Below are 20,742 nucleotides of genomic sequence, written 5' to 3' on the forward strand. Positions count from 1 at the left end.
ACAAAAGAGAGCGGCATCTGATTAAGATGCCGCTCTCTTTTGTGTATAATAAACCGATATCGGTTCTTAAGAAGCTACTTCTGCTTTGTATTCTTCAGCAGATAGTAAGCCATTTACATCATCTGGATTGCTTAATTTAACACGGATAATCCATCCTGCTTCATAAGCATCATTATTTACCAATTCTGGAGAAGCGTCAATCGCTTCATTCACAGAAAGTACCGTTCCCTGAACAGGCATAAACAAATCAGAAACCGTTTTCACTGCTTCGATTGTTCCAAAAACCTCATTTGCTGCTACCTCTTCACCAACACTGCTGATGTCTACAAAAACGATGTCGCCCAACTCACGTTGTGCAAAATCCGTAATGCCGATAACGGCTTCATCACCTTCCACACGAACCCATTCGTGATCTTTTGTATACTTTAAATCTGCTGGAAAATTCATTATTTCTCTATAGTTTTTTCAAATTTATCATTATCGGCTGACAATCCAAAAGTTAAATGTAACTTTATTTGAATGAATGCGCAGATCGAAAAGCTCTATCAGATCGCTCAAAAGAAAGAGCGATTTATCATCGGTTTAATGTCTGGTACGTCGCTCGACGGATTGGACATCGCGTTATGTCAGATTTCAGGCAGCGGTAAGAATACGCAACTTCGCTTGTTGAACTTTACCACAGCACCTTATTCTGATGACTTTCGGGATGAGGTGAAGCAAATATTTGCACAGAAACAGGTAGATCACTTGTTGTGGAGTACGCTACATGTGAAGGTAGCACAAGTACATGCTGATCTCGTACTTTCGAGTATGAAATCTTGGGGTATTGGGAGCGAAGATATTGACCTCATCGCAAGCCACGGACAAACGGTATTTCATGCGCCAAAAGGTAGTCATTCCCATCAACCGAACAGCACATTGCAGATCGGAGATGGGGATCATATCGCGATGAAGACCGGTATTATCACCGTTTCTGATTTTCGACAAAAGCATGTCGCCGCAGGCGGCGATGGAGCACCATTGGTCGTGTATGGCGATGCTTTATTATACGCTTCAGAAGAAGAACATCGCATCTTATTGAATATCGGGGGCATTGCCAACTTTACCTTCCTTCCCAGGGAGTCTTCTGGATTATCTGCTTATGCGACAGATTTGGGACCTGGAAATACCCTGATGAATCAATATATGCAAAAGCATTTGGGTGAAGAGATGGATCGCGATGGTAAATTAGCAAGTCGGGGTGTAGTGCATGATGAACTGTTGCAGGTGCTGCTCGAAACTTCATTTTTAGCACAAGATTTCCCTAAAACAACTGGTCCAGAATTGTTCAATTTGTCGTTGTTAGACCAAGCTATGCAACAGGCACAAGTGACCGAGTTAGATCACGCAGATATCTTAGCGACGCTGGCACAATTCACAATTGATAGTGTGGTGGATGGCATACGCCGTGCAGTCGATGAGCTAGACGCTGTATCTGTTTATATCAGTGGTGGTGGATTGCATAATCCGTATTTATTGCAGGGAATTGAGCAAGGATTACCGGATTGTCGTGTGCACTCATTCGATGTGATTGGATTCGATCCGGATGCCAAGGAAGCTGCTTTGTTTGCCGTTTTAGCCAATGAAACTATTGCGGGAGCGCCAGAACACGTAGCACATATTGCTGGCTCGCCAGCAATCTGTATGGGAAAAATCAGCTTTCCTTATTGATCGATGGCCTGATGAATATGGTTTTTGAATGGGATACAAGATGCGTAAACTGCCATAACAGCATCTAGTGCACCCTCGCTTTCCATTGTTTTTTGCGGCACTTCGCTACTTAGTGTGAAACTTTTCAACTTGATTATGTCGATATGTGGATGATCGGCCTCGTATCCTGCGGGCGGCCTAACCAATTTATCTTCCGTTCCTAAGTCAGTCCATTTCCACTGTCCTTTTTCCAAAGCGGTATGCAGTTCTTCGGCATTGTAATCAATCTCCTGACGGATTAAATCAAGATGCGCTTTATTTGGTCGCCAATAGCCCACGGCAAGATATATCTTATTTGGCTCGACGTGAATGTAATATTCGGGACCATCCAACTTTCTTCCGTCCACAGAAATGCCTGCTGCTAACCAATTTTTGTATGGTGCTTTATTCTTCGAAAAACGGACATCACGATAGATCCTAAACAAACATTTGGCGGGATTGATGTCTTGATGAATATGAGGATCTAGCTCTGACAAACGCGTAATAATCGCTTGTACAAACTCCTTCATATTCTGTTGCGCAGCATCGTAACGCGCTTTATGCTCTTGAAACCACTCACGATTATTATTCTCCGCTAACTCACTTAAGAATGCAAAAGTTGTTGGATAGATCTGCGTTGTCATATTACACTAAAAGTAAAAATATCCAAACCAAAGGAGCGGCAATCAGCAAGCCATCAAATCGGTCTAATAAACCGCCATGTCCAGGCAGTATATTACCCGAATCTTTCAAACCTAAGGTGCGTTTTAACATGGATTCGACCAAATCGCCCAACGTGCCAAATGTACCGATAATGAATCCCATCACCAGCCATTGCCATAGTGGCAATATGGGATAGAAATGCGACAACACAGCGGCAACGCCCATCGCAAACGCCAATCCACCTAAAAATCCTTCCCATGTTTTGTTAGGAGAGATGCGTTCAAATAGCTTGGTGCGACCGATGCTACGACCAACCAGATAAGCGCCAGTGTCATTGCTCCAGAGCATGAATAAAAAGCCAAGCGGTATATGTGCGTGATAATTGCCACGAATAAAACCGAGTGCGACAAAACAGAAAAATGGAAATGTCGTGTACAATAAGCCGGTCAATGTATACGAGATATCGTGAAAGGGCTTGGCATTCCCGCGGTACAGCGGCACAATAAAAATCAAACTGATGCACGGGATAATAATCGCCGTATAACGCAACGGGAGCATTTCCAAATGATGTAAGCCCAGTAATGAACCGAGTAATATTGCGGTCAAGATTCCGATTGCGGTCACAGGGAGTACATCTTGCTGTTGACGAACCATACCAAAAAATTCATACAAGCACCATACACCAACTGCAGAAAAGAAGATCGTGAAGATGGTGGCTCCAGCAAGTGCGGATCCAATTAGTACGGTAATAAATACCGCTCCTGTGATGGCTCGTTGAAGCATTAATCGACCGGATTATTGGATTGTTGATCGATCAGTTGTAAGGCCGCAGCTTCATTCTCTTGCTGTACATACAACTCGACATTGCCAAATCGGACGTAGACGTCTTGTTTGTTGACCACGACAGCCGGAATATCATTTTCGATGAGCATCTGCCGCACAATTTCTGCCTCCACCACAATGCTATACGTATTTATTTTTACCCAGCCTGGTTCCATAGTTTGGATTTTAGTTTTGTTGATTGCCTATAAAAATACCAACCTACAGCGACACTCGCAATTAAACTCACAAAATAAAGGCTGATGTGGTACGGATCGTCCGTCATCAGCTGCTGATAGGAATAGCCCTTTTTGGTGTAATAAAAGGCTACAAACACCACGGTGGCATTGTTAACAAAATGAGCCAAAATCGGAATCCATATGTTGTTGGTTAGTACCAACATGTAGCCGAATATAGCTCCCAAAAGCATTCTTGGGAAAAAGCCAAAAAATTGCACGTGGATTGCGGAGAAAATAATGGCCGTCACCCAAATAACGACATGCTTATTGGCGATCCATCGCCCCAAAATATTTTGTAAAGCGCCTCGGAAGAAAAACTCTTCAGCGATGGCTGGTAGCATGGCAATCGTGAGAAGATTCAATACCAGTCGAGATAAGGAGTCATTCATAACTAGATTTTCGGTAAGCATCGCCATCTCGTCTTCCTTCAGGCGCATCCAGCTTTCTACGTTGTTCCAAGATTGCGGAAGCAGCATATCTCTGTTCCATTCGCCAATGAGGTTCATTATCGGACTAAATGCGACTAAAAATAACACGGCCAATCCGAAAAACAGCATAGGTGTAGTGCGCGACATTGGCAAGTATTGAATCGTGCTATTTCGTTCGATAAATTGTAGGATAAGCGGGGGCAATAAAAAGGTAGAAATGCTGCTACTGGCAAGCATCGTGTACATCAATCCGACGCTGCCTTGTCCCAATGCGAAGGCATCCGACCCGCCACGAAGTAAGGCGCCGATATCTTCAAAAATGATGGTATAACCAAAAAGAGCAATTATTTGGACTCCGATAGAACAAAGCAATACCAATCCAAAAAGAATGACAAGAGAAATTCCGGGCGAATTGGTAGGCGATTTAAGTGGTTGCATAGCTCGAAAATAGGTAAAATCTTTCAAAAAAGGGGCTGCCTAAATGAATAGGCAACCCCTTAAAAGATTTCGAAAAATCAGCGTTTAATTGACCCGGATTGGATCTGCTGGTTTTTTCATTTCTTGGTACGGATAGTTTTTCATCTCTTCCAAAAGAAGCTTAATCGTGCGCTCCAGTTGTGGATCTTTGCCTTCCAATAAGTCTTTTGGCATTTGCTCCACAAAAATATCTGGTGCTACACCTTCATTTTCGATGATGTAATTGCCTTTCAGGTCAAATACCCCAAAGTTTGGTGAAGTAATGCTTCCGCCATCTAATAGTGGTGGGTAGCCAGAGATACCGACCAAGATGCCCATCGTGGTACGACCGACTAATTTGCCCAAACCTTTGAAACGGAACATATATGGCATCATATCGCCACCAGAACCCGCATTTTCATTGATAATCATGGCTTTTGGTCCGTAAATACCATTTCCTGGCGTGGTAAAGCTTTTTCCATCGCGGATTCCCCATCCGGAGATCAATTCGCGAGAAAGCAAGTCGATAACATAATCGGCCACCGAGCCGCCGCCATTGTTACGTTCATCTAGCAACAAGGCTTTTTTGTCCATTTGTGAGAAGTAATAGCGGTTGAAAGAATCATATCCTTCACGACCTGTATTTGGCATGTATACGTAAGCGATCCGTCCGTTACTGGCCGCATCTACTTTCTGACGGTTTTTCTCGACCCAATTTTGGCGGCGCAAACCTACTTCGTTAGCGTAAGAGATTGGTTTTACAATCACTTCTCGCGATCCATCCAAAGAAGCTTTTGAGTTAACTTTTAGCGTTACTTGCTTATGTACCGTATGATCAAAAAGGCTGTAGATATCCACGTCTGCCGTGAGCTCTTTTCCGTTTACAGCTAAGATGTAATCGCCTTCTTTAATATTCAACCCCGGTTCTGCCAATGGTGCTTTGAAAGAAGGATTCCAATCCATGCGCGTGTAAATTTTCGCAATGCGATAGCGATTGTTGCTAATCTCGTAATCCGCACCCAATACACCTGCGGATACGGATGGCGTGGATGGCTCGTCGCCTGGATAGATATAATTGTGACCGACGACCATTTCGCCCATCATTTCGTTGAGTAAATATCCAAGATCTGAGCGGTGATTGACGTACGGAAGGAACTTCGCATACTTGGTTTTCATCGCGTTCCAATCTACACCATGCATGTTTTCTACATAGAAAAATTCTTTTTGCATGGCCCACACTTCGTTGAACACCTGATCCCATTCTGCTTTAGGGTCTACCAGCTGCTGCACATCATCTACTTTCAGCTTTTCTGGTGCGCCAGTTGGCTTTTTACCAGCATCTACGATGTAGTATCCTTCCGATGTACGGTACAGCATTTTTTTACCATCTGCACTGATAACAAAACTGTAGCTATTATCGATCAAGTTTTTCTCTTCGAGCTTGTTAAGATCGTAGGAGAATATGCTGCGTCCTTTGGAGTAAACCAACATGTTTTCCACTAATCCGCTCAACTGACCAACACCGGTTGATATAGGCAGCGCAACAATGCGGCTATTGATGTGCTCAAAGTCTACCTTGATATCTTTATTTTTCGCAGTTTTACTTTCTTGCTCGTCGCTTTTTCCATCTTTTTTGTCCGCATCGTCTTTCTTCTTGCTGTCTGCGGTCGGTGTTTCAGTTTTCACCGTTTCTTCATCGCTTTCGTTCTTGAAGATGGATGGTGTTTCACTAGATAAGATGAAGGCATAGGTATTGTACTCCGGATTGCGATCGTAGGCAGTCATATGCAGTCCAGAATTAGTTAATCCTGTATTGGTACTGGCTTGGAATATGAGGTACTTGCCATCACGTGTGAATACCGGCTGGCGTACGGCACTCATCCCATCGGTGATTTGTTGTGTTTTTTTGGTGCCCAAATTATACATAAATACAGCCGTGACGCCATTTGGCAAGGCTTTGATGTATGATATCCATTTCGAATCATTAGACCAGCTCGGCTGGAAGTGATTGTACGTACGACCGGTGTGCGAAGCCAAATAATCGTCATCTACTTTTACCGTAGTTTTGGTATCCACATCGATGTAATACAAGTTCAAATGCGCATCATTATAGAATAGCTTTTTGCTATCTGGCGACCATGTTGGTTGGAAATAGAAGGCGGTTTCACCTAATTTAATGTAGGTAGGTTCTTTTTCTGCCTTTTGGTCGCGAAGCACTAATTCATATTGTCCGTTTTTGTCCGAAATAAATGAGATCCATTTGCCATCGGGAGACCAAGCCGGGAAACGCTCGTGTGTACCGGGAGAATTCGATAAATTCCGCGCATCGCCTTTCTCTTTAGGAACGGAGAATATTTCACCGCGCGATTCGAAAAGTGCACGTTGACCAGTCGGGGAGATGTTCCAGCCGCGGATGCCATCTTTCATTTGCACATAGTGTGGGCGTTTGTATAGTGCATCTGCATGAATTTGAATAGCTAGAGGAGTGACTGATTTGGAGCTAATTTGCAACAAATTGATCTTTCCATTCTGCTCAAATACTAACTCATTGCCTTTTCCTTGTAGTGAACGGACATCATAATCGCTGAAATTCGTCAGTTTTTCGACTTTCTTGGTCTTGATGTTATAACTAAAGATATTTACCGTCTTTTCCCTGTCGGACAGGAAGTACACGTGATCACCAAGCCAAACTGGTTTTACATCGTTACAGTTTTCGCCCGGTACGACTTCCACCTGATGCGTTTTAGAATCAAAAATCCAGATGGACGGCATACCACCACCGCGATAACGTTTGAATGCCACGCGATCCCGTTCGGTAGGATCTCCGTTTTTGATATAGGCCCAATATCTTCCATCCGCCGAAGGCGATCCTTGATAAGCTTCGGGCATAGTCAAAGGTTGGTCTGTGCCTTCGTTTAGATTCGATTTATACAAACGAGATCCAAGCGAATAGGTGAACTCTCTAGACGTGGTGAAGTATACTTCATTGTTGTTCAACCATCCACGCAGTACATCCGAAGCAGGATGATGCGTTACGCGACGCGGTTCGCCACCTTGAATAGATACGACGTAAACATCGGTGTTGCCGTCATAATTGCCCGTGAAGGCAACTTGTGAGCCATCTGGCGAGAAGATAGGATTTTGCTCTACGCCCGGATTTACCGTAATACGGCGGGCATTGGCACCGTTTTTATCTGCAAGCCAGATATCACCGCCGTATACAAAAGAGATGTGTTTGTCGCTAATGCTTGGATTGCGCAATAGCAGTGTTTCCTCTTGTGCGTAGGATGCTGTAGCTTGCCCAGCCAAGAGAACCATAAATGGTAAAACCTTTCTTAACATATATGAATTTGGTTAATTAAAGCGCTAAATATAACAAAAATAGCCGGTGTCGAAGTTCGACACCGGCTATTAAAAGTAGTTGTATTGATGAAACAGTTAGTCTGCTATAACAATCACTGCACGGCTTAGGCGTGGGTCATCATAGTACATATTATCTACACCACCTTTGTACTCTTTAACTAATTGAGACGGTGATACGTTGAATTCGCGAACAAGTACATTGTAAATTGCCTCAGCACGTTCACGGCTTAGACGGTCATTGATTTTGGCGTTTCCTGTGCCTTTATCTGCATAACCTGTAATACTATATTTAATGTTAGGATCACCTTCTTTGATCATATCAGCAAAGAAACTGAGGTTGACACGCGCTTCGTTGCTTACGACACTTTTGTTGATTTGGAAAGTAACCAAAATTGGAGCTACTAACATATTGCGTTCGATCTGTACTTCGGTAATGGTAGAATTTTTAGCTTCCGCCAATTGTTTTCTCAAGTGATTATTGTCTTGAGCCAATTTGTTAACAGCACTACGCAATGCACTAAGATCTTCTTCGTTGTATTTGATGATAGTCGTTTTAGGCTTGTCCCAATCTTTTTTCTTACCAAAATTGTATCTAATACCTAATGTAGCAGAACCTAATCCATCTTCCCATCTATTTCCTTCTTCGCCGTCAAAGCGGTCTCCGACTACTGAACCACGAAGATCCAGAGCAAGATGAAATGCTGGGCTCAAACGAAATGTGTTTAATAAACCAATGCTAGCACTTATTTCTCTTCCACTTCCTACACGTTCTGATTTATCGTTCGTGTTTAGCATTAAGCCCAACCCTGCATAAGGGCTGATTTCGTAAAAACGGTCATCGCGATATCCGCCAAGCAAATTGGATAGGTTGAATAATACATCTCCACGAAAATGCAAAAAACTTATTTCCTGTTTTTCCAACCAATAGCCTTCCTATGGGAGCTTGTCATACGGTCCTACAACATAACTGCGGTTTTGGGTTAGGCCGTTTGCTTTAGAGCCATTGGCACCTAAGCGTACACCGATACCTGGTGTAAACCACTTGCCCAAATTAAGCTCAAAAGCTGGCGTAATGCGATCTGCAAAATCCATTTGCTTGTTGTGATCTCCGAAATAAATCTGAGCACCGGCACCAGCACTGATAAACCAGTTTTGGAAGAAACGATTGGTTTCTACTTTGTACTTGTCGTCGTGTATAATTGTTGTGGTATCACGACGAATCTCATAAGTTTGGGCTGAAACGGACATGTGAGTCACAATTCCCAGGATTAAGATGAATGTATATTTCATTGCTAACGAATGTTATGGTATGGTTCACTATTTTTTATAATCACAAATGACCTTAAGATTCTCATCTCAATCAACAGATCCTTTGTAATTAATCCCCTGCAAATATATTGATCAATCGAGACAAAACCCTCTTTTTTTTAAACTATGTAGTCAAAGCACTACAATTGGTGTGCTTTGACGAGTTCCTTTTTCATTTTAGAGTGAAATTATGTTGGATTCTGAGGGATTTTATATTCCACTAAATAGGAAGCTAGCGATCCTTTGTACCCAAACGTAATAATGTATTGCAAGTCGTCTAAAAAGTCGAATCGAAGATCCTCATGAAGTTTTAGCCATTTACCATAAATAAGTTTAATACGAGCCGCCAAATACTGATGGAGTTTATGACTGGCGTGAAGATGACTTCTTTCAATCGCTGGAGAAAAATGTTCTACAGCTTCCTTTAGAATTAATAACCGAAATTCTAGTTCACTTACCTTGTCATTAGTTACTTTTTCATGCTCATTCACTATGCCGTTTGCTTGGCGAATCAATTTATTTAATGCTACGATGCTACTCAAGCTGGTGTTGTTTGCCATCGATTTAGCGGCAACAGCAAAAAGTGATTGTAGAAGCTCGCGCAGGTTTTCAATGCGATGCTGTAGATCAATTTCGTCCTCTAATAATTGAAAATGTAGTTTTTTAATCAGCAACTTGTCTTTATTGATCAGGCGGATTAACAATTTGTCTTTTTCCTTATCAGGAAGTGCAAGAATGGCTGCTTTAAGCTCGGGTTGTTGGTGTACCGACATACGTTAATCCGTTAGCGGATTGTGCTGAATATATTTTTCCCATGCCCAGGCAGATTTCATCATTTCTTCAATGCCCAATTCCGCTTTCCAGCCAAGTTTTTCTGTTGACTTTGTCACATCTCCCCATACTTTTACGATGTCTCCATCTCTTCTAGGGCCTACTTCAAATTTTAATTTCTCACCTGATGTTTTTTCAAAAGCCTTAATCGCTTCTAATACCGAATACCCTATTCCAGTGCCAATATTAAACACATCATACTTTCCAGCAGGATTTCCTTTTTCCAACAGCTTGATTGCTGCTACGTGTGCTTTAGCTAAGTCAACCACATGAATATAATCTCGTACGCAAGATCCATCGTTCGTATCATAATCACCACCAAAGACGGTTAATTTTTCTCTTTTTCCAATGGCCGTTTGCGTGATAAATGGCAATAGATTCTGCGGTACGCCTATTGGTAGTTCACCAATTAGTGCAGAGGAATGCGCTCCGGCAGGATTAAAGTAACGTAACGATACGATCTGATAATTGTCGTGCGCCTGAGCGGTCTCGCGCAAAATTTCTTCCGCGATTTGTTTTGTATTACCATATGGAGATTCGGCGGTTTTTACGGGCGCAGACTCTGATACGGGTAATTCATCCGGTTGGCCATAAACCGTGCAACTAGACGAAAAAACGAAATTAATAGGTGTTCCTTGATATGCATTCAACAAATTGATCAAGGAGAAAAAATTGTTGTGGTAGTATTTTAAAGGTTTTAGAACCGATTCGCCCACCGCTTTGGAAGCAGCAAAATGAATGATACCCGAGATGTCAGGATTATTAGCGACGAAATTCTTCACGGCAGCTTCATCGCATAAATCAAACTGATGAAACTCCGGACGGTAGCTAATTATTTTTTCTATCTGATCCAAGATACGAATGCTGGAGTTAGATAAATTGTCCACAATAATTGGCGTATAGCCCGCTTGGTATAATTCGACTACGGTATGTGAGCCAATAAAGCCAGTGCCGCCTGTTACTAAAATCTTATTCATCTCTTTTAAAATATATTTGAGTGGTTTCTTGTAAATCTATTTTGTCCATCGACCGATAGTAAGCGATTGTTTTGCGTAAACCTTCTATGCGAGATACATTGGGTGACCAGTTCAATAGCCGATTTGCTAACGCAATATCCGGCCGTCGTTGTTTCGGATCATCAACGGGTAACTCTGAAAATACTAGTTTCGAGTCGCTTTCTGTGAGCTGAATGATCTCCTTGGCAATATCAGTAATCGTGATTTCGTCGGGATTGCCAAGGTTGACCGGTTCAGCGTAATCGGCATGTAGCAAACGGAAGATGCCTTCCACCAAATCGTCAACATAGCAGAAAGAGCGCGTTTGCTGACCGTCGCCAAAAACGCTTAAATCTTGGCCGCGAAGTGCCTGTGCAATAAAAGCAGGCAATGCACGTCCATCATTAAGACGCATTCGCGGTCCAAACGTGTTGAATATACGAACAATGCGCGTATCGACACCGTGAAAGTTATGGTAAGCCATGGTCATGGCTTCTTGAAAACGCTTGGCTTCATCGTAAACACCTCGCGGACCAACGGGGTTGACATTTCCCCAATAAGTCTCCGCTTGCGGAGAGACTAAAGGATCGCCATATACTTCTGATGTGGAAGCAACTAGTATTCGCGCTTTTTTAGATTTTGCTAGACCTAGAAGATTGTGCGTTCCTAACGAACCTACTTTTAGCGTTTGGATCGGGATGCGTAGATAATCCACCGGACTAGCTGGTGAGGCAAAGTGCAAGATATAATCCAAATGCCCCGGTATGTGTACAAATTTGGAGACATCGTGCTGATAGAATTCAAAATTTGGGAGCTTGAAAAGATGTTCAATATTGCGTAGAGTACCCGTAATCAAGTTGTCCATGCCTATCACCTGATATCCTTCAAGTATAAACCGATCACTGAGGTGCGAGCCCAAAAAACCGGCAGCACCAGTAATAAGTATACGTTTAGAAGGCGCTTGCTTCATTGTAATTTCACGACATGTTGGTGGAGAACGAATATAGGCATTATTTCTAGGGCTTAGAATACATATGCTGGAAAATATCTATCTTTATGCACTCCAAAAAAAGTGAAAGATAGGAGCGCGCTATGGACATAGATTTTGTGATCACCTGGGTGGATATGAATGACCCGATCTGGCAGGAAAGCTTTGCAAAACATTCTGGAAAGATCAACAATGCCAAGAATGAGGTGTCGGAAGCACGTTTTCGGGATCATGGACTATTAAAATATTGGTTTCGTGGCGTAGAGCAATTTGCTCCTTGGGTACGCAAGATTCATTTCGTGACTTGCGGGCAAAAACCAGATTGGCTCGATGCTGATCATCCCAAACTAAACTTGGTACATCACGAAGATTATATTCCAGAACAATTTCTTCCGTTATTCAATTCAAGCGTGCTTGAAGTGCACTTGCATCGTATTCCTGATCTTGCAGAAAACTTCGTGTATTTCAATGATGATTTCTTTGTTATCAATGACTTGAATCCAAGCCGTTTCTTTAATAAGGATGGCGTTCCGCAGGATATTGCTGCTTTCCGTATGAATATGGGGATGTCATTGTGGAGCAAATGTTTGAAAAACAATATCCGCGTAATCAATCAGCGGTTTGATAAACCTACAGTAATGAAACGTGATCACGATAAGTGGTACAATCCGATGTATGGAAGCAAAGCTAGATTGACGTACTTGCTATCGTGGTATAATAAGTTTATCACGCTGCGTACGCCGCACAATGCGCAACCTTATACTAAGAGCACCTTCACCGAAGTTTGGGAGTATGCGGAAAAGGAGTTGATGGAAATGTCGAAACACAAATTCCGCTCTCCAGATGATTTTACACAAGAATTGTTCAGAACTTGGCAAATTTGCCAATCTAACTTTGAAGCTTACAATACCTATCAGGATACCAAGATGTTTCCGTTATTGTTTCGCTCCAAAAAAGCCATTAAAGCTATTAGAGAACAAGCTTATTCATTGGTGTGTATCAATGATAATGAGCACATGCCGAACTTCGATCAAACTATGATGGAAGTCGAAAAATCATTCGAAAGTATTCTACCACAGCCCTCGCAATTTGAGCTGGCTGATCGTTTAACATAATTATTTTATCCTATCATTATATGACGCAAGGGCCTTTGATTTCTGTTGTTATCCCTGTTTTCAACGGGGAGCAGTATGTCAAATCGTGTTTGGACAATATGTTTGCGCAGAGCTACCAGAATCTGGAGATCATTGTGGTGGATGATGGCTCGTCTGATCGCTCCGGCCAGATTGCGTTGCAATATCCGGTAAAATTGATTCGCTTGGATGAGAACCGCGGTTTATCGGCAGCAAGGAATACAGGAATTGACGCAGCATCAGGTACTTACATTCATTTTATGGATGTAGACGATGGTATCAACTTAGAGTACTATCAACAGATGGCTGATGCGGTAATGGCAACTCAAGCCGATATCGCCTGCGGCGGGATGCTTAATGAAAAGCATAGTTACAAAACGTGGCGTTTTAAAAAACAAGCAGTCTATCACACGGCAAAGGATAAATTAAAAGCAACATTTGTCGGTAAATGGGGCTATGTTTGGCGTTATTTATTCCGTTTAGATTTTATTAAAGAGCAAGGCTTACGTTTTGAAGAAGGGCGTTTTATTGAGGATTTGACGTTTTCACTTCCTGCTGTTTTTTATGCGAAAAGTGTGGTCGTTGTTCCTGGTGCGGAATATATCTACTACCACCGCGAAAACTCAATAATGAGCAAGAAAGATAAGGCGCATCGGGAGAAGAGAAGGTTGGATTGGTCGCACGCCAAAGCATTTCGGAAAGAGTTTGCGCGCAAGCATAACCTCAAAATCCCTGGAATAGATACTGGGAGATTGACGTATTTGTTGCGAAAAGTTTTTCGGTAGATTATTTTGACTGCCTTTTTAATATTAGATCTCCCATCCACGAGCCTTCTGTATACATGCCTCTTTTAATATAGAAGTCTAACCTTTTTCGTGCATAGCGTATTAGCTTTACCGTTTTAGGTTTTGGATCAGGAGTTTCATTTAGTAATAATATTTCTGCCATCGCCATTTCTCCCCAGTTTTTTCTAATCCCAAGGGAATAAAGGAAAAAGTCGTCTTCTGCCCGAATGATGCTTAACCGAAAATTTTGGTTTCTGCGCATCACTACTTGAGCAGTCAGATAGACAGGGTAATACTCTAGATCCAGCGGAAATTCTGCAACATCAAAATTACCAAACCTATCCATATATTCTTTCGAAGAGTGCGCAGATAAGCATAGTTCAAACTCCTTCAACCATTCTTTAATAAACGTTGACCCTATTGTAGCACCAATAAATGAACTTTCCAACATGGGATACGGTAAGTCGGTCGTGTTCTCATCTGTGTAATATAATACGGCTTCAGATCCATCTTGTTGTTGTAGTTCACGCGCCCAATCCAGATTTTCAGACAGTAAGGTGCTGGCATCTAAATAGAATCCGCCATATTCTGCCAAGAGCTTAAGTCGAATCAAATCTGAACTTAGTGCGGGAGATTTTTTTAATATCTCGAGCGGAAAGCTAGGTAGATATTCTAGTAAAGTTTTTTGATGTAAAACCACTACCTTATAGTTTGGATGAAGTCTTTTAATCTCCGCTAGACAGATCTCTACGGTAGGTGAATCTATCGGATAGTTGTTCCAATAAATCCAGATAGTTTTGGGAATTTCATTAATCTGGTTGGCCTCTTCATTAGGCGTTCCCCAAGTTCTTACATGTACTTTTCCAAGCTGCGGGGTTTTCTCCCAAAGGAATGGTAGTTTATAACGAATCCAACGGGATAATCTCATGTATTTTGTAACTGTTTAATTATAAAAAAAATGTATAAAGCTATGCTCTTGGTAAATCTATAGGTATAAAATCTCCTTCATTCAAAACGTACTTAAGCCAGTTTTCGAAGCTATACTTGTATTTAAGATGCTTACCTACAGGTTTGATAGACGAATTGACAAATCTATCTAATTCCTTCTTTGTTGAAGCATTTGTCCAAACAAAAATGTTGTTTGGATCATAGAAATCATATTGCATTACGGATTTGTTGGTAGTTATCAGCTTTTTATCAAATGTCAAAGCTTCAAATACTCGGAAAGATAATCCTTGATGCCCCTCGATAACCAAATCCAAAATAATGTTTGCGTTGAAAGTATTCTTTAGATTTTCTTCAAATGTCACCGTATTTGAGGTGATATTTAAGTTTAAATCATTTGAGTTGCGAGGTTTGTTAGAGTTTAATATGTAATTGATCTTCAGGTCTAAGGAAGATAATTGAGCTAATATTTTTGAGAGTGCATCCGCTCTTTCTGGGTAAAAGGAGCCTGAAAAATAGACGTCTGACTTCCTACTTTCATCGTGTAGTGCTTCGGGTTTGTAAGACATAACACCAAAGTTAGTTAATGGCATTACGTCACAGTGATTAAGGTCATTCGTGTCAAAGACGAAGAAGCGATTAAACTTTCTAATAAGAGGATGAATTGCAGGGAAACGGTTAAGTCCATCCCACTGATATCCGACCGTTTTTTTTGCTTTTGTACCAATCATATCAATGAATTGAGAAGAGTAGATATCTGGGCGAATCAGAAATGCATAATCAGCATCTGGAACGTTTTTTAATTTTTCAATATACTCTGATTCTACTGATTTAAAGGCTAATAATCTTTTATAATCAGGACGGTTTGCGAAGTTCTTAATATAAAAGCTTTGGACTCTCTGAAAAAAACTCGTGTATTTATATCCGCTATACTGGTAAGATACATCTGTTATCGAGTCAAAGCCTAAATGGGCAAGTTCTTTGATAAGAACTTGATCTAGCTGCCAATTTTTAGGAAGCCCTATGATTATTGATTTTCCTTTAAAATTATTATTCATATGATTTAAAGAAATAGTAGTATTTGTAATGTCACTCTCTAAGTACGGATGTGTCACGTATTTTGCTACATCTATATATATTACGATCTTTGAATAATGTTGCTGTGAATTCGTAGTTAATACGGCATAAATCGTACCATTGCTGTTACAATAATATGATTTTGTAGACAAATTAACTTTGTAAATTCGAGACAACAGTGATACATTTTTTATTTACCAGCTCTTAAGATGAATATAAAGATCGGCTCTGTGTTGAATAGGCTATGGTTTCCAATAAGAAACATCATTGTATCACGTAGGCACGCGAGAGTTGCAAAGTTTTGGAAAACTCAAATTGATTCTTTTTTTGACGGTAAGATAAATGCGATACAGTTGCATCAGGAGAAAGAATTTTTTAAGCCTGTAATTTGGCAATACTGGAATGATGACTTACCGTTTGATCAGCTTCCTGCCGTTGTGCAACGGTGTTTCAAATCTGTAGATAAGTATAAGGGTAGTTTTGAAGTAGTGCGACTACATAACAATAATATTTCTGAATATCTGAACTTACCAGATTACGTATGGAATGACGAGGGTGAGAGTAAGTTTTCTGTCGTATTTTTTTCTGATTTACTACGTTTAGCACTTCTCCATACGTACGGAGGCATATGGCTAGATGCCACAGTTTTATTGACCAAACCAATCAACGAAGAATATCTGAAGCTTGATCACTTCGTTTTTCAACGCGATGCCGATGAACCAAATAAAACTTTTTGGCTGGGGCCGCACTCTACTTATTGGAGTTGGAGTCCCGGATATCGCGTAAAGATGCTGAACAGCATTATATTCGCGAAAAAGGAGAGCCCGCTAATCCAAGCAATGATTTCATTGATGTTGCATTATTGGAAAACACAAGAAAAGGTGATTAATTATTTCTTTTTTCAGATCCTATATGATGAATTAATCAATGGTAAGTACAGTGCAATCGAACCGCCAATTGAATCTGATGTTTCGCCACATATTTTGCTTGTATTAGCTTGTAATAAATCTTATAATATTTCTACTCAAGAATTATTTCGAAATGTTGGTATGCATAAGCTTACTTACATTGACTCGGAGACGATCGCGAGGTTAGATCAGTATATTTTAATGGCGGACAAATTGAATGATTAGTCTCGATTAGTACTTTAAAAAAGTTTGCAGTAGAGATAGTCGCTATAGATGAATTTTTTAATCACTTCTTCAGCTTAGTGCAACTCCTTCATTAATTTCCGGAATTTTTTTGGCTTAAAAAGCTTATAAAAAAAGCGTCTATACCACTTTAAGTAGTGTTTCTTTCGATAAGTGGACAACCACATTAAATTATTTAAACCATATCCGTGCTCTCTGTACAGTTCGTAGTGTTTGTGGTAAATGTATAGCAAAGCATAGTCTGAAACATTTTTGGTTTTATCTTGATTTGACATGGAGTCATTTGTTAGTCTTTGTCTATAAAAGAATAGAGGTTTATTAACTTTTACTGTTTTTGGGTATTTGTTTAAGTAGCGTATCCATAATTCCCAGTCTTCAAAAAATTTCAGTTTTTCGTCGTACAAACCAACAGCTTGGAGATAATCACGTCTAATCATTGCCGTAGCGGTAATACAGTTAGTTATTAGCATTTGTCGGAAGGAATACGTAGGTAACTTGAATTTTCCTTGTTTGCCCTCAAAAAGTATAGTTTCTGTATGTACAAGGCTTAGAGACATATCTTGCTCAAACTTTTTGTAGCATTCTTCTACATATTCGGGTGCTATTAGGTCGTCCCCGTCTAAAAAAACGATATAATCTCCTCGAGAATTTTGGAAGCCAAGGTTTCTAGTCGATGGAAGCCCTTTATTGTATTCTTGTTCATAAAAATGTAGAGTTTCGTGTTGTTTCAAAAAAGGTTGAAGCACTTCTACTAAATTATCGGTTGAGCCATCATTAACAACGATGATTTCTAAATCTTTGTACGTTTGATTTAATACAGAAGAAATTGTGTCCGAAATTGTATTCGCCACGTTGTAACATGGTATGATTATACTAATTAATGGTTGTGTTAGTCCCATTTATAAAATTTGAAAAATCAGTGATGATTAGAGTGATATACACGGCTAAATTAATAGAATAAATTCAGAATCCGTATTGTTGAAATTTTTACCTATACTGGCCTAGTTTATGTGCTTTTTAAAAGACTCAGGTAGAAATAATTGCTAATTATGATGCGGTTTGTCGTAGTAAGATCAGTTGTTTGTTACTTAGGAATTAAGTGAAGTCTATACTGGGGAATTTATGTTTACACAATTTATTTGTAGTAAATATGCAGAAAGACACGTATATATGAGATAAGCCGTAACATAACGGTGCAGCTTTTGAAATAGCTTTGGAGTAACAATTTAGGATACAATAAAACAGCGAAGAAATTAAAAAATGAAAATAGGAATTCTATATATATGTACAGGTAAGTATGCAAGTTTTTGGGATGGGTTTTATGAGTCCTCGCAAAAATATTTTATGGTTGATCCTGATTTGGAAAAACATTATTTTGTTTTTACAGACTCACCTGTAATAAAAGCTAGTACGTTCATCCACACATATTACAAAACCTCGGAAGGTTTTCCTGCAGACTCGATTGGTAGATTTGATATGTTTATATCTATAGAAGAAGATTTGAAATCGATGGATTTTGTCTTTTTCTTTAATTCGAACATGCTTTTTTTAGATCATGTAGGTCGCGAAATGTTGCCATTAGATAATCCCTCAGGTCTTATGGGAACCTTACATCCGGGTTATTATAATGTATCTAAGGAGAAGTTTCCCTATGAGCGAGATCAAAAATCTACAGCATATATACCTAACATAAAGGGATTAAAATACCACTATTTCATGGGCGGCCTGAACGGAGGTCGGATCAGGGATTTTATGACTTTGTGCAGAGTTTGTAGCGATAATATCAAAATAGATGAGCAAAATGATATCATTGCATGTTTTCATGATGAGTCTCATATTAATGCCTATTTCTTGCAAAAGGATGTTCTGGTTTTGCCTTCAAGCTATGGTTTTCCAGAAGGATTGGAATTTCCGTTTCCCGTGAAGATCTTGATAAGAGATAAGGTGAAACACTATGGTGAAGATTTTCGCAAGGAATATGCTAATCCATTTCTGTTACCATCTCCTTTTAAGCGTAAAGGCTTATGGAGCGGATTTGTTTCCAGCCTCCAAAAAGTTCAACATAAATTCTTTAATAAATGATTGCAGTTAAATTGCAGGGAGGTTTAGGCAATCAACTATTTCAGTTTGCTACGGCGTATGCTCAAAACCCGGATGTATCTATAGATTTCGATTTTTTAGCATCGCAAGAGCCTTCTTCCGAAACGTTTACTCAAAGATCCTTTGAACTAAAACTTTTTTCAAATGTTGCATTCAAAGAACTCAAACGATCAAATAGAAAGTTTTTCTTATCACGAGGTCTGTTGCATAAAATTAGTAGAAAGGTAAGCAAGGCAGCGATTGTGAAGCAAGAAGGCAATGAATTTGTACACGTACCAGATGCTAGGCATGTATATTTGGATGGTTTTTTTCAATCAGAAAAATACTTTCAACATGTCAGGCAAAAACTTCTACAGATCTATGAATTTCCGGATCTTGATGCAAAGAATCAACACATAAAAAATCAGATAATAGCTGCCGGATCCCATAGCGTGTCGGTACATATTAGGCGTGGTGATTATGTGAAACCTCATATTGCGAAATATCATGGTCTGCTGTCATTAGATTATTATAGAGAAGCATTACTCATTTTAGGAAGGGAAGTGCCCAATTTGCGATTATTTATTTTCTCGGACGATGTGTCATTTGCGCGTGCTCAATTCAGTGATTACAGCAATGCGGTGATCGTTGAGGGTAATAATGATCATCAAGCTTGGAAAGATATGGCACTGATGTCGTGCTGTGCGCATCATATCATTGCAAATAGCTCTTTTAGCTGGTGGGGCGCTTGGTTGTCTTCACAAGTAGGGGGAATAAATATAGCTCCAAAGCAATGGTTCAATACGCAAGTTGTAGTTTTTAATATAGATGATATAGTTCCAGAAAATTGGATTAAAATTTAAGCTGATAGAATGCCCAAAATAAGTTTACTGATATCGAATTTTAACAACGGTCAATATTTTAAAGATTGCTGCGAGAGCTTATTATCCCAAACGGAGCAGGACTGGGAAGCGATCGTGATCGATGATTGTTCTACGGATGATTCAATCAACCAAATTGAAGCATGTATTGGGTCAGACGCTCGTTTTAAATTCTATAGGAACGAGGAGAATATTGGGTATCAAAGATGCACAATTAAAGCAATTGAATTGTCGAAAGCACCCATATTGGCGAGATTGGATCCTGATGATGCTCTTCGTCCGGCTGCTTTAGAGAAAGCGTTAGGAATACATGATGAAAACGAACAGGTCAGTTTAGTATATAGCAATTTTACGTGGTGCAATGCACATTTAATGCCACTTCAAGATCATCAGGCAGTACAAGTTGAGCAGTCTTCTGGAGAAGCGTTTTACAATTTTCAAGGTGAAATCTCTCATTTCGCAACATTTAAGAAAGCTTTCTATGAACAAACATCTGGTATTGATCCATTTATAAAACGCGCAGAAGATAAAGACCTTTATATGAAGTTGTGTGAAGTCGCTCCTGTAAAGCACATTGACGAATCCTTGTATCTGTACAGAGTTCATGATAAGGGCATGTCAACAAATAAGAATGCAGATCGCGCACTTTATTGGCATTGGGTAGCTCTGGTGAAAATGTCTGAACGAACAGGCACTAACTTAGAAGATTTATTTTTAGCGCATTTCACACGAAAAGACCTCGTGAAACGTGTTAAAAAATCAGGTTGGGCAAAGCTGGGACATTATTTAGGGTTGTTTAAGGCATACAAAGATCTTTAAGTTTCGTCATTTCAATAGCAAATCAATAATCATAAAATTAAATAGTCATCACAA

Annotated in this window: 21 protein-coding genes; 7 read left to right on the plus strand and 14 right to left on the minus strand. The window is 40.1% G+C overall.

The window, feature by feature from the left end; genetic code table 11:
• Positions 1-66: 66 nt before the first annotated feature.
• Entirely contained in the window at positions 67-447 is a 381-nt protein-coding gene (gene gcvH, locus AC3IRT_RS00830; protein WP_489394659.1) for a glycine cleavage system protein GcvH, read from the minus strand.
• Between the two features lie 72 nt (positions 448-519).
• Here gcvH and AC3IRT_RS00835 point away from each other — a divergent pair, with 72 nt between their 5' ends.
• On the plus strand, positions 520-1,710 hold the full coding sequence (locus tag AC3IRT_RS00835) for an anhydro-N-acetylmuramic acid kinase (protein WP_489394660.1): 1,191 nt from the start codon (positions 520-522) through the stop codon (positions 1,708-1,710).
• Here AC3IRT_RS00835 and AC3IRT_RS00840 read toward each other — a convergent pair.
• The 10 genes from AC3IRT_RS00840 to AC3IRT_RS00885 form a co-directional block, all read right to left on the minus strand.
• The gene (locus AC3IRT_RS00840) at positions 1,704-2,372 is read right to left on the minus strand and encodes a DUF2461 domain-containing protein (protein ID WP_489394661.1); all 669 of its coding nucleotides are present in this window, start codon (positions 2,370-2,372) and stop codon (positions 1,704-1,706) included. The two genes, AC3IRT_RS00835 and AC3IRT_RS00840, sit on opposite strands and share 7 nt — an antisense overlap.
• A 1-nt stretch (position 2,373) precedes the next feature.
• The gene (locus tag AC3IRT_RS00845) at positions 2,374-3,174 is read right to left on the minus strand and encodes a phosphatidate cytidylyltransferase (RefSeq protein ID WP_489394662.1); all 801 of its coding nucleotides are present in this window, start codon (positions 3,172-3,174) and stop codon (positions 2,374-2,376) included.
• Positions 3,174-3,389, minus strand: coding sequence for a putative signal transducing protein (locus AC3IRT_RS00850; RefSeq protein ID WP_166332593.1), 216 nt, complete (start codon positions 3,387-3,389; stop codon positions 3,174-3,176). The genes AC3IRT_RS00845 and AC3IRT_RS00850 overlap by 1 nt, the downstream gene beginning before the upstream one ends.
• Positions 3,371-4,315: a CPBP family intramembrane glutamic endopeptidase gene (locus AC3IRT_RS00855; protein WP_489394663.1), complete on the minus strand. Its 945-nt coding sequence runs from the start codon at positions 4,313-4,315 to the stop codon at positions 3,371-3,373. The genes AC3IRT_RS00850 and AC3IRT_RS00855 overlap by 19 nt, the downstream gene beginning before the upstream one ends.
• Before the next feature lie 84 nt (positions 4,316-4,399).
• A complete protein-coding gene (locus tag AC3IRT_RS00860; protein ID WP_489394664.1) occupies positions 4,400-7,675 on the minus strand; it encodes a S41 family peptidase in 3,276 nt (1,091 codons plus the stop codon).
• A 96-nt stretch (positions 7,676-7,771) separates the two neighbouring features.
• Positions 7,772-8,617: an OmpA family protein gene (locus tag AC3IRT_RS00865; RefSeq protein ID WP_489394665.1), complete on the minus strand. Its 846-nt coding sequence runs from the start codon at positions 8,615-8,617 to the stop codon at positions 7,772-7,774.
• Positions 8,618-8,629: 12 nt separating this feature from the next.
• A complete protein-coding gene (locus AC3IRT_RS00870) occupies positions 8,630-8,986 on the minus strand; it encodes a hypothetical protein (RefSeq protein WP_489394666.1) in 357 nt (118 codons plus the stop codon).
• Between the two features lie 206 nt (positions 8,987-9,192).
• The gene (locus AC3IRT_RS00875; RefSeq protein ID WP_489394667.1) at positions 9,193-9,777 is read right to left on the minus strand and encodes a hypothetical protein; all 585 of its coding nucleotides are present in this window, start codon (positions 9,775-9,777) and stop codon (positions 9,193-9,195) included.
• Positions 9,778-9,780: 3 nt separating this feature from the next.
• On the minus strand, positions 9,781-10,812 hold the full coding sequence (gene galE, locus AC3IRT_RS00880) for a UDP-glucose 4-epimerase GalE (protein ID WP_489394668.1): 1,032 nt from the start codon (positions 10,810-10,812) through the stop codon (positions 9,781-9,783).
• Positions 10,805-11,800, minus strand: coding sequence for a UDP-glucuronic acid decarboxylase family protein (locus AC3IRT_RS00885; protein WP_489394669.1), 996 nt, complete (start codon positions 11,798-11,800; stop codon positions 10,805-10,807). The genes galE and AC3IRT_RS00885 overlap by 8 nt, the downstream gene beginning before the upstream one ends.
• Positions 11,801-11,922: 122 nt before the next feature.
• Between AC3IRT_RS00885 and AC3IRT_RS00890 the strand changes: the two genes are divergently transcribed.
• Complete coding sequence (locus AC3IRT_RS00890) at positions 11,923-12,933, plus strand: Stealth CR1 domain-containing protein (protein ID WP_489394670.1); 1,011 nt, start codon at positions 11,923-11,925, stop codon at positions 12,931-12,933.
• 20 nt (positions 12,934-12,953) lie between these two features.
• Positions 12,954-13,736: a glycosyltransferase family 2 protein gene (locus AC3IRT_RS00895; RefSeq protein WP_489394671.1), complete on the plus strand. Its 783-nt coding sequence runs from the start codon at positions 12,954-12,956 to the stop codon at positions 13,734-13,736.
• A 1-nt stretch (position 13,737) separates the two neighbouring features.
• Here AC3IRT_RS00895 and AC3IRT_RS00900 read toward each other — a convergent pair whose 3' ends face one another.
• Positions 13,738-14,664 (minus strand): glycosyltransferase family 32 protein, encoded by a 927-nt coding sequence (locus AC3IRT_RS00900; RefSeq protein WP_489394672.1) that lies wholly within the window; start codon positions 14,662-14,664, stop codon positions 13,738-13,740.
• Positions 14,665-14,704: 40 nt separating this feature from the next.
• On the minus strand, positions 14,705-15,739 hold the full coding sequence (locus AC3IRT_RS00905) for a WaaS/CpsH family glycosyltransferase (protein WP_489394673.1): 1,035 nt from the start codon (positions 15,737-15,739) through the stop codon (positions 14,705-14,707).
• Between the two features lie 228 nt (positions 15,740-15,967).
• Here AC3IRT_RS00905 and AC3IRT_RS00910 point away from each other — a divergent pair, with 228 nt between their 5' ends.
• Entirely contained in the window at positions 15,968-16,891 is a 924-nt protein-coding gene (locus AC3IRT_RS00910) for a capsular polysaccharide synthesis protein (protein WP_489394674.1), read from the plus strand.
• A gap of 74 nt (positions 16,892-16,965) precedes the next feature.
• Here AC3IRT_RS00910 and AC3IRT_RS00915 read toward each other — a convergent pair whose 3' ends face one another.
• On the minus strand, positions 16,966-17,808 hold the full coding sequence (locus AC3IRT_RS00915; RefSeq protein ID WP_489394675.1) for a glycosyltransferase family 2 protein: 843 nt from the start codon (positions 17,806-17,808) through the stop codon (positions 16,966-16,968).
• A 361-nt stretch (positions 17,809-18,169) separates the two neighbouring features.
• On the opposite strand from AC3IRT_RS00915, the gene AC3IRT_RS00920 reads away from it, so the two are divergent.
• From AC3IRT_RS00920 to AC3IRT_RS00930, 3 genes are read left to right on the plus strand one after another with little or no spacing between them, the layout of a single operon-like run.
• The gene (locus AC3IRT_RS00920; protein ID WP_489394676.1) at positions 18,170-18,991 is read left to right on the plus strand and encodes a family 6 glucosyltransferase; all 822 of its coding nucleotides are present in this window, start codon (positions 18,170-18,172) and stop codon (positions 18,989-18,991) included.
• Positions 18,988-19,851 (plus strand): alpha-1,2-fucosyltransferase, encoded by an 864-nt coding sequence (locus tag AC3IRT_RS00925; protein WP_489394677.1) that lies wholly within the window; start codon positions 18,988-18,990, stop codon positions 19,849-19,851. Before AC3IRT_RS00920 ends, AC3IRT_RS00925 begins: the two co-directional genes overlap by 4 nt.
• A 9-nt stretch (positions 19,852-19,860) precedes the next feature.
• Entirely contained in the window at positions 19,861-20,688 is an 828-nt protein-coding gene (locus AC3IRT_RS00930; protein ID WP_489394678.1) for a glycosyltransferase family 2 protein, read from the plus strand.
• Positions 20,689-20,742: the final 54 nt, after the last annotated feature.

Source organism: Sphingobacterium sp. KH_072 (assembly GCF_057837975.1).

Excerpts from the sequence above, each read along its gene's own strand:
- galE (WP_489394668.1), bottom strand. The coding sequence starts at position 10,812 with ATGAATAAGATTTTAGTAACAGGCGGCACTGGCTTTATTGGCTCACAT.
- AC3IRT_RS00890 (WP_489394670.1), top strand. The coding sequence starts at position 11,923 with ATGGACATAGATTTTGTGATCACCTGGGTGGATATGAATGACCCGATC.
- AC3IRT_RS00870 (WP_489394666.1), bottom strand. The coding sequence starts at position 8,986 with ATGAAATATACATTCATCTTAATCCTGGGAATTGTGACTCACATGTCC.
- AC3IRT_RS00915 (WP_489394675.1), bottom strand. The coding sequence starts at position 17,808 with ATGGGACTAACACAACCATTAATTAGTATAATCATACCATGTTACAAC.
- AC3IRT_RS00930 (WP_489394678.1), top strand. The coding sequence starts at position 19,861 with ATGCCCAAAATAAGTTTACTGATATCGAATTTTAACAACGGTCAATAT.
- AC3IRT_RS00875 (WP_489394667.1), bottom strand. The coding sequence starts at position 9,777 with ATGTCGGTACACCAACAACCCGAGCTTAAAGCAGCCATTCTTGCACTT.
- AC3IRT_RS00860 (WP_489394664.1), bottom strand. The coding sequence starts at position 7,675 with ATGTTAAGAAAGGTTTTACCATTTATGGTTCTCTTGGCTGGGCAAGCT.
- gcvH (WP_489394659.1), bottom strand. The coding sequence starts at position 447 with ATGAATTTTCCAGCAGATTTAAAGTATACAAAAGATCACGAATGGGTT.
- AC3IRT_RS00845 (WP_489394662.1), bottom strand. The coding sequence starts at position 3,174 with ATGCTTCAACGAGCCATCACAGGAGCGGTATTTATTACCGTACTAATT.
- AC3IRT_RS00850 (WP_166332593.1), bottom strand. The coding sequence starts at position 3,389 with ATGGAACCAGGCTGGGTAAAAATAAATACGTATAGCATTGTGGTGGAG.
- AC3IRT_RS00885 (WP_489394669.1), bottom strand. The coding sequence starts at position 11,800 with ATGAAGCAAGCGCCTTCTAAACGTATACTTATTACTGGTGCTGCCGGT.
- AC3IRT_RS00925 (WP_489394677.1), top strand. The coding sequence starts at position 18,988 with ATGATTGCAGTTAAATTGCAGGGAGGTTTAGGCAATCAACTATTTCAG.
- AC3IRT_RS00855 (WP_489394663.1), bottom strand. The coding sequence starts at position 4,315 with ATGCAACCACTTAAATCGCCTACCAATTCGCCCGGAATTTCTCTTGTC.
- AC3IRT_RS00895 (WP_489394671.1), top strand. The coding sequence starts at position 12,954 with ATGACGCAAGGGCCTTTGATTTCTGTTGTTATCCCTGTTTTCAACGGG.
- AC3IRT_RS00900 (WP_489394672.1), bottom strand. The coding sequence starts at position 14,664 with ATGAGATTATCCCGTTGGATTCGTTATAAACTACCATTCCTTTGGGAG.
- AC3IRT_RS00835 (WP_489394660.1), top strand. The coding sequence starts at position 520 with ATGAATGCGCAGATCGAAAAGCTCTATCAGATCGCTCAAAAGAAAGAG.
- AC3IRT_RS00905 (WP_489394673.1), bottom strand. The coding sequence starts at position 15,739 with ATGAATAATAATTTTAAAGGAAAATCAATAATCATAGGGCTTCCTAAA.
- AC3IRT_RS00920 (WP_489394676.1), top strand. The coding sequence starts at position 18,170 with ATGAAAATAGGAATTCTATATATATGTACAGGTAAGTATGCAAGTTTT.
- AC3IRT_RS00910 (WP_489394674.1), top strand. The coding sequence starts at position 15,968 with ATGAATATAAAGATCGGCTCTGTGTTGAATAGGCTATGGTTTCCAATA.
- AC3IRT_RS00840 (WP_489394661.1), bottom strand. The coding sequence starts at position 2,372 with ATGACAACGCAGATCTATCCAACAACTTTTGCATTCTTAAGTGAGTTA.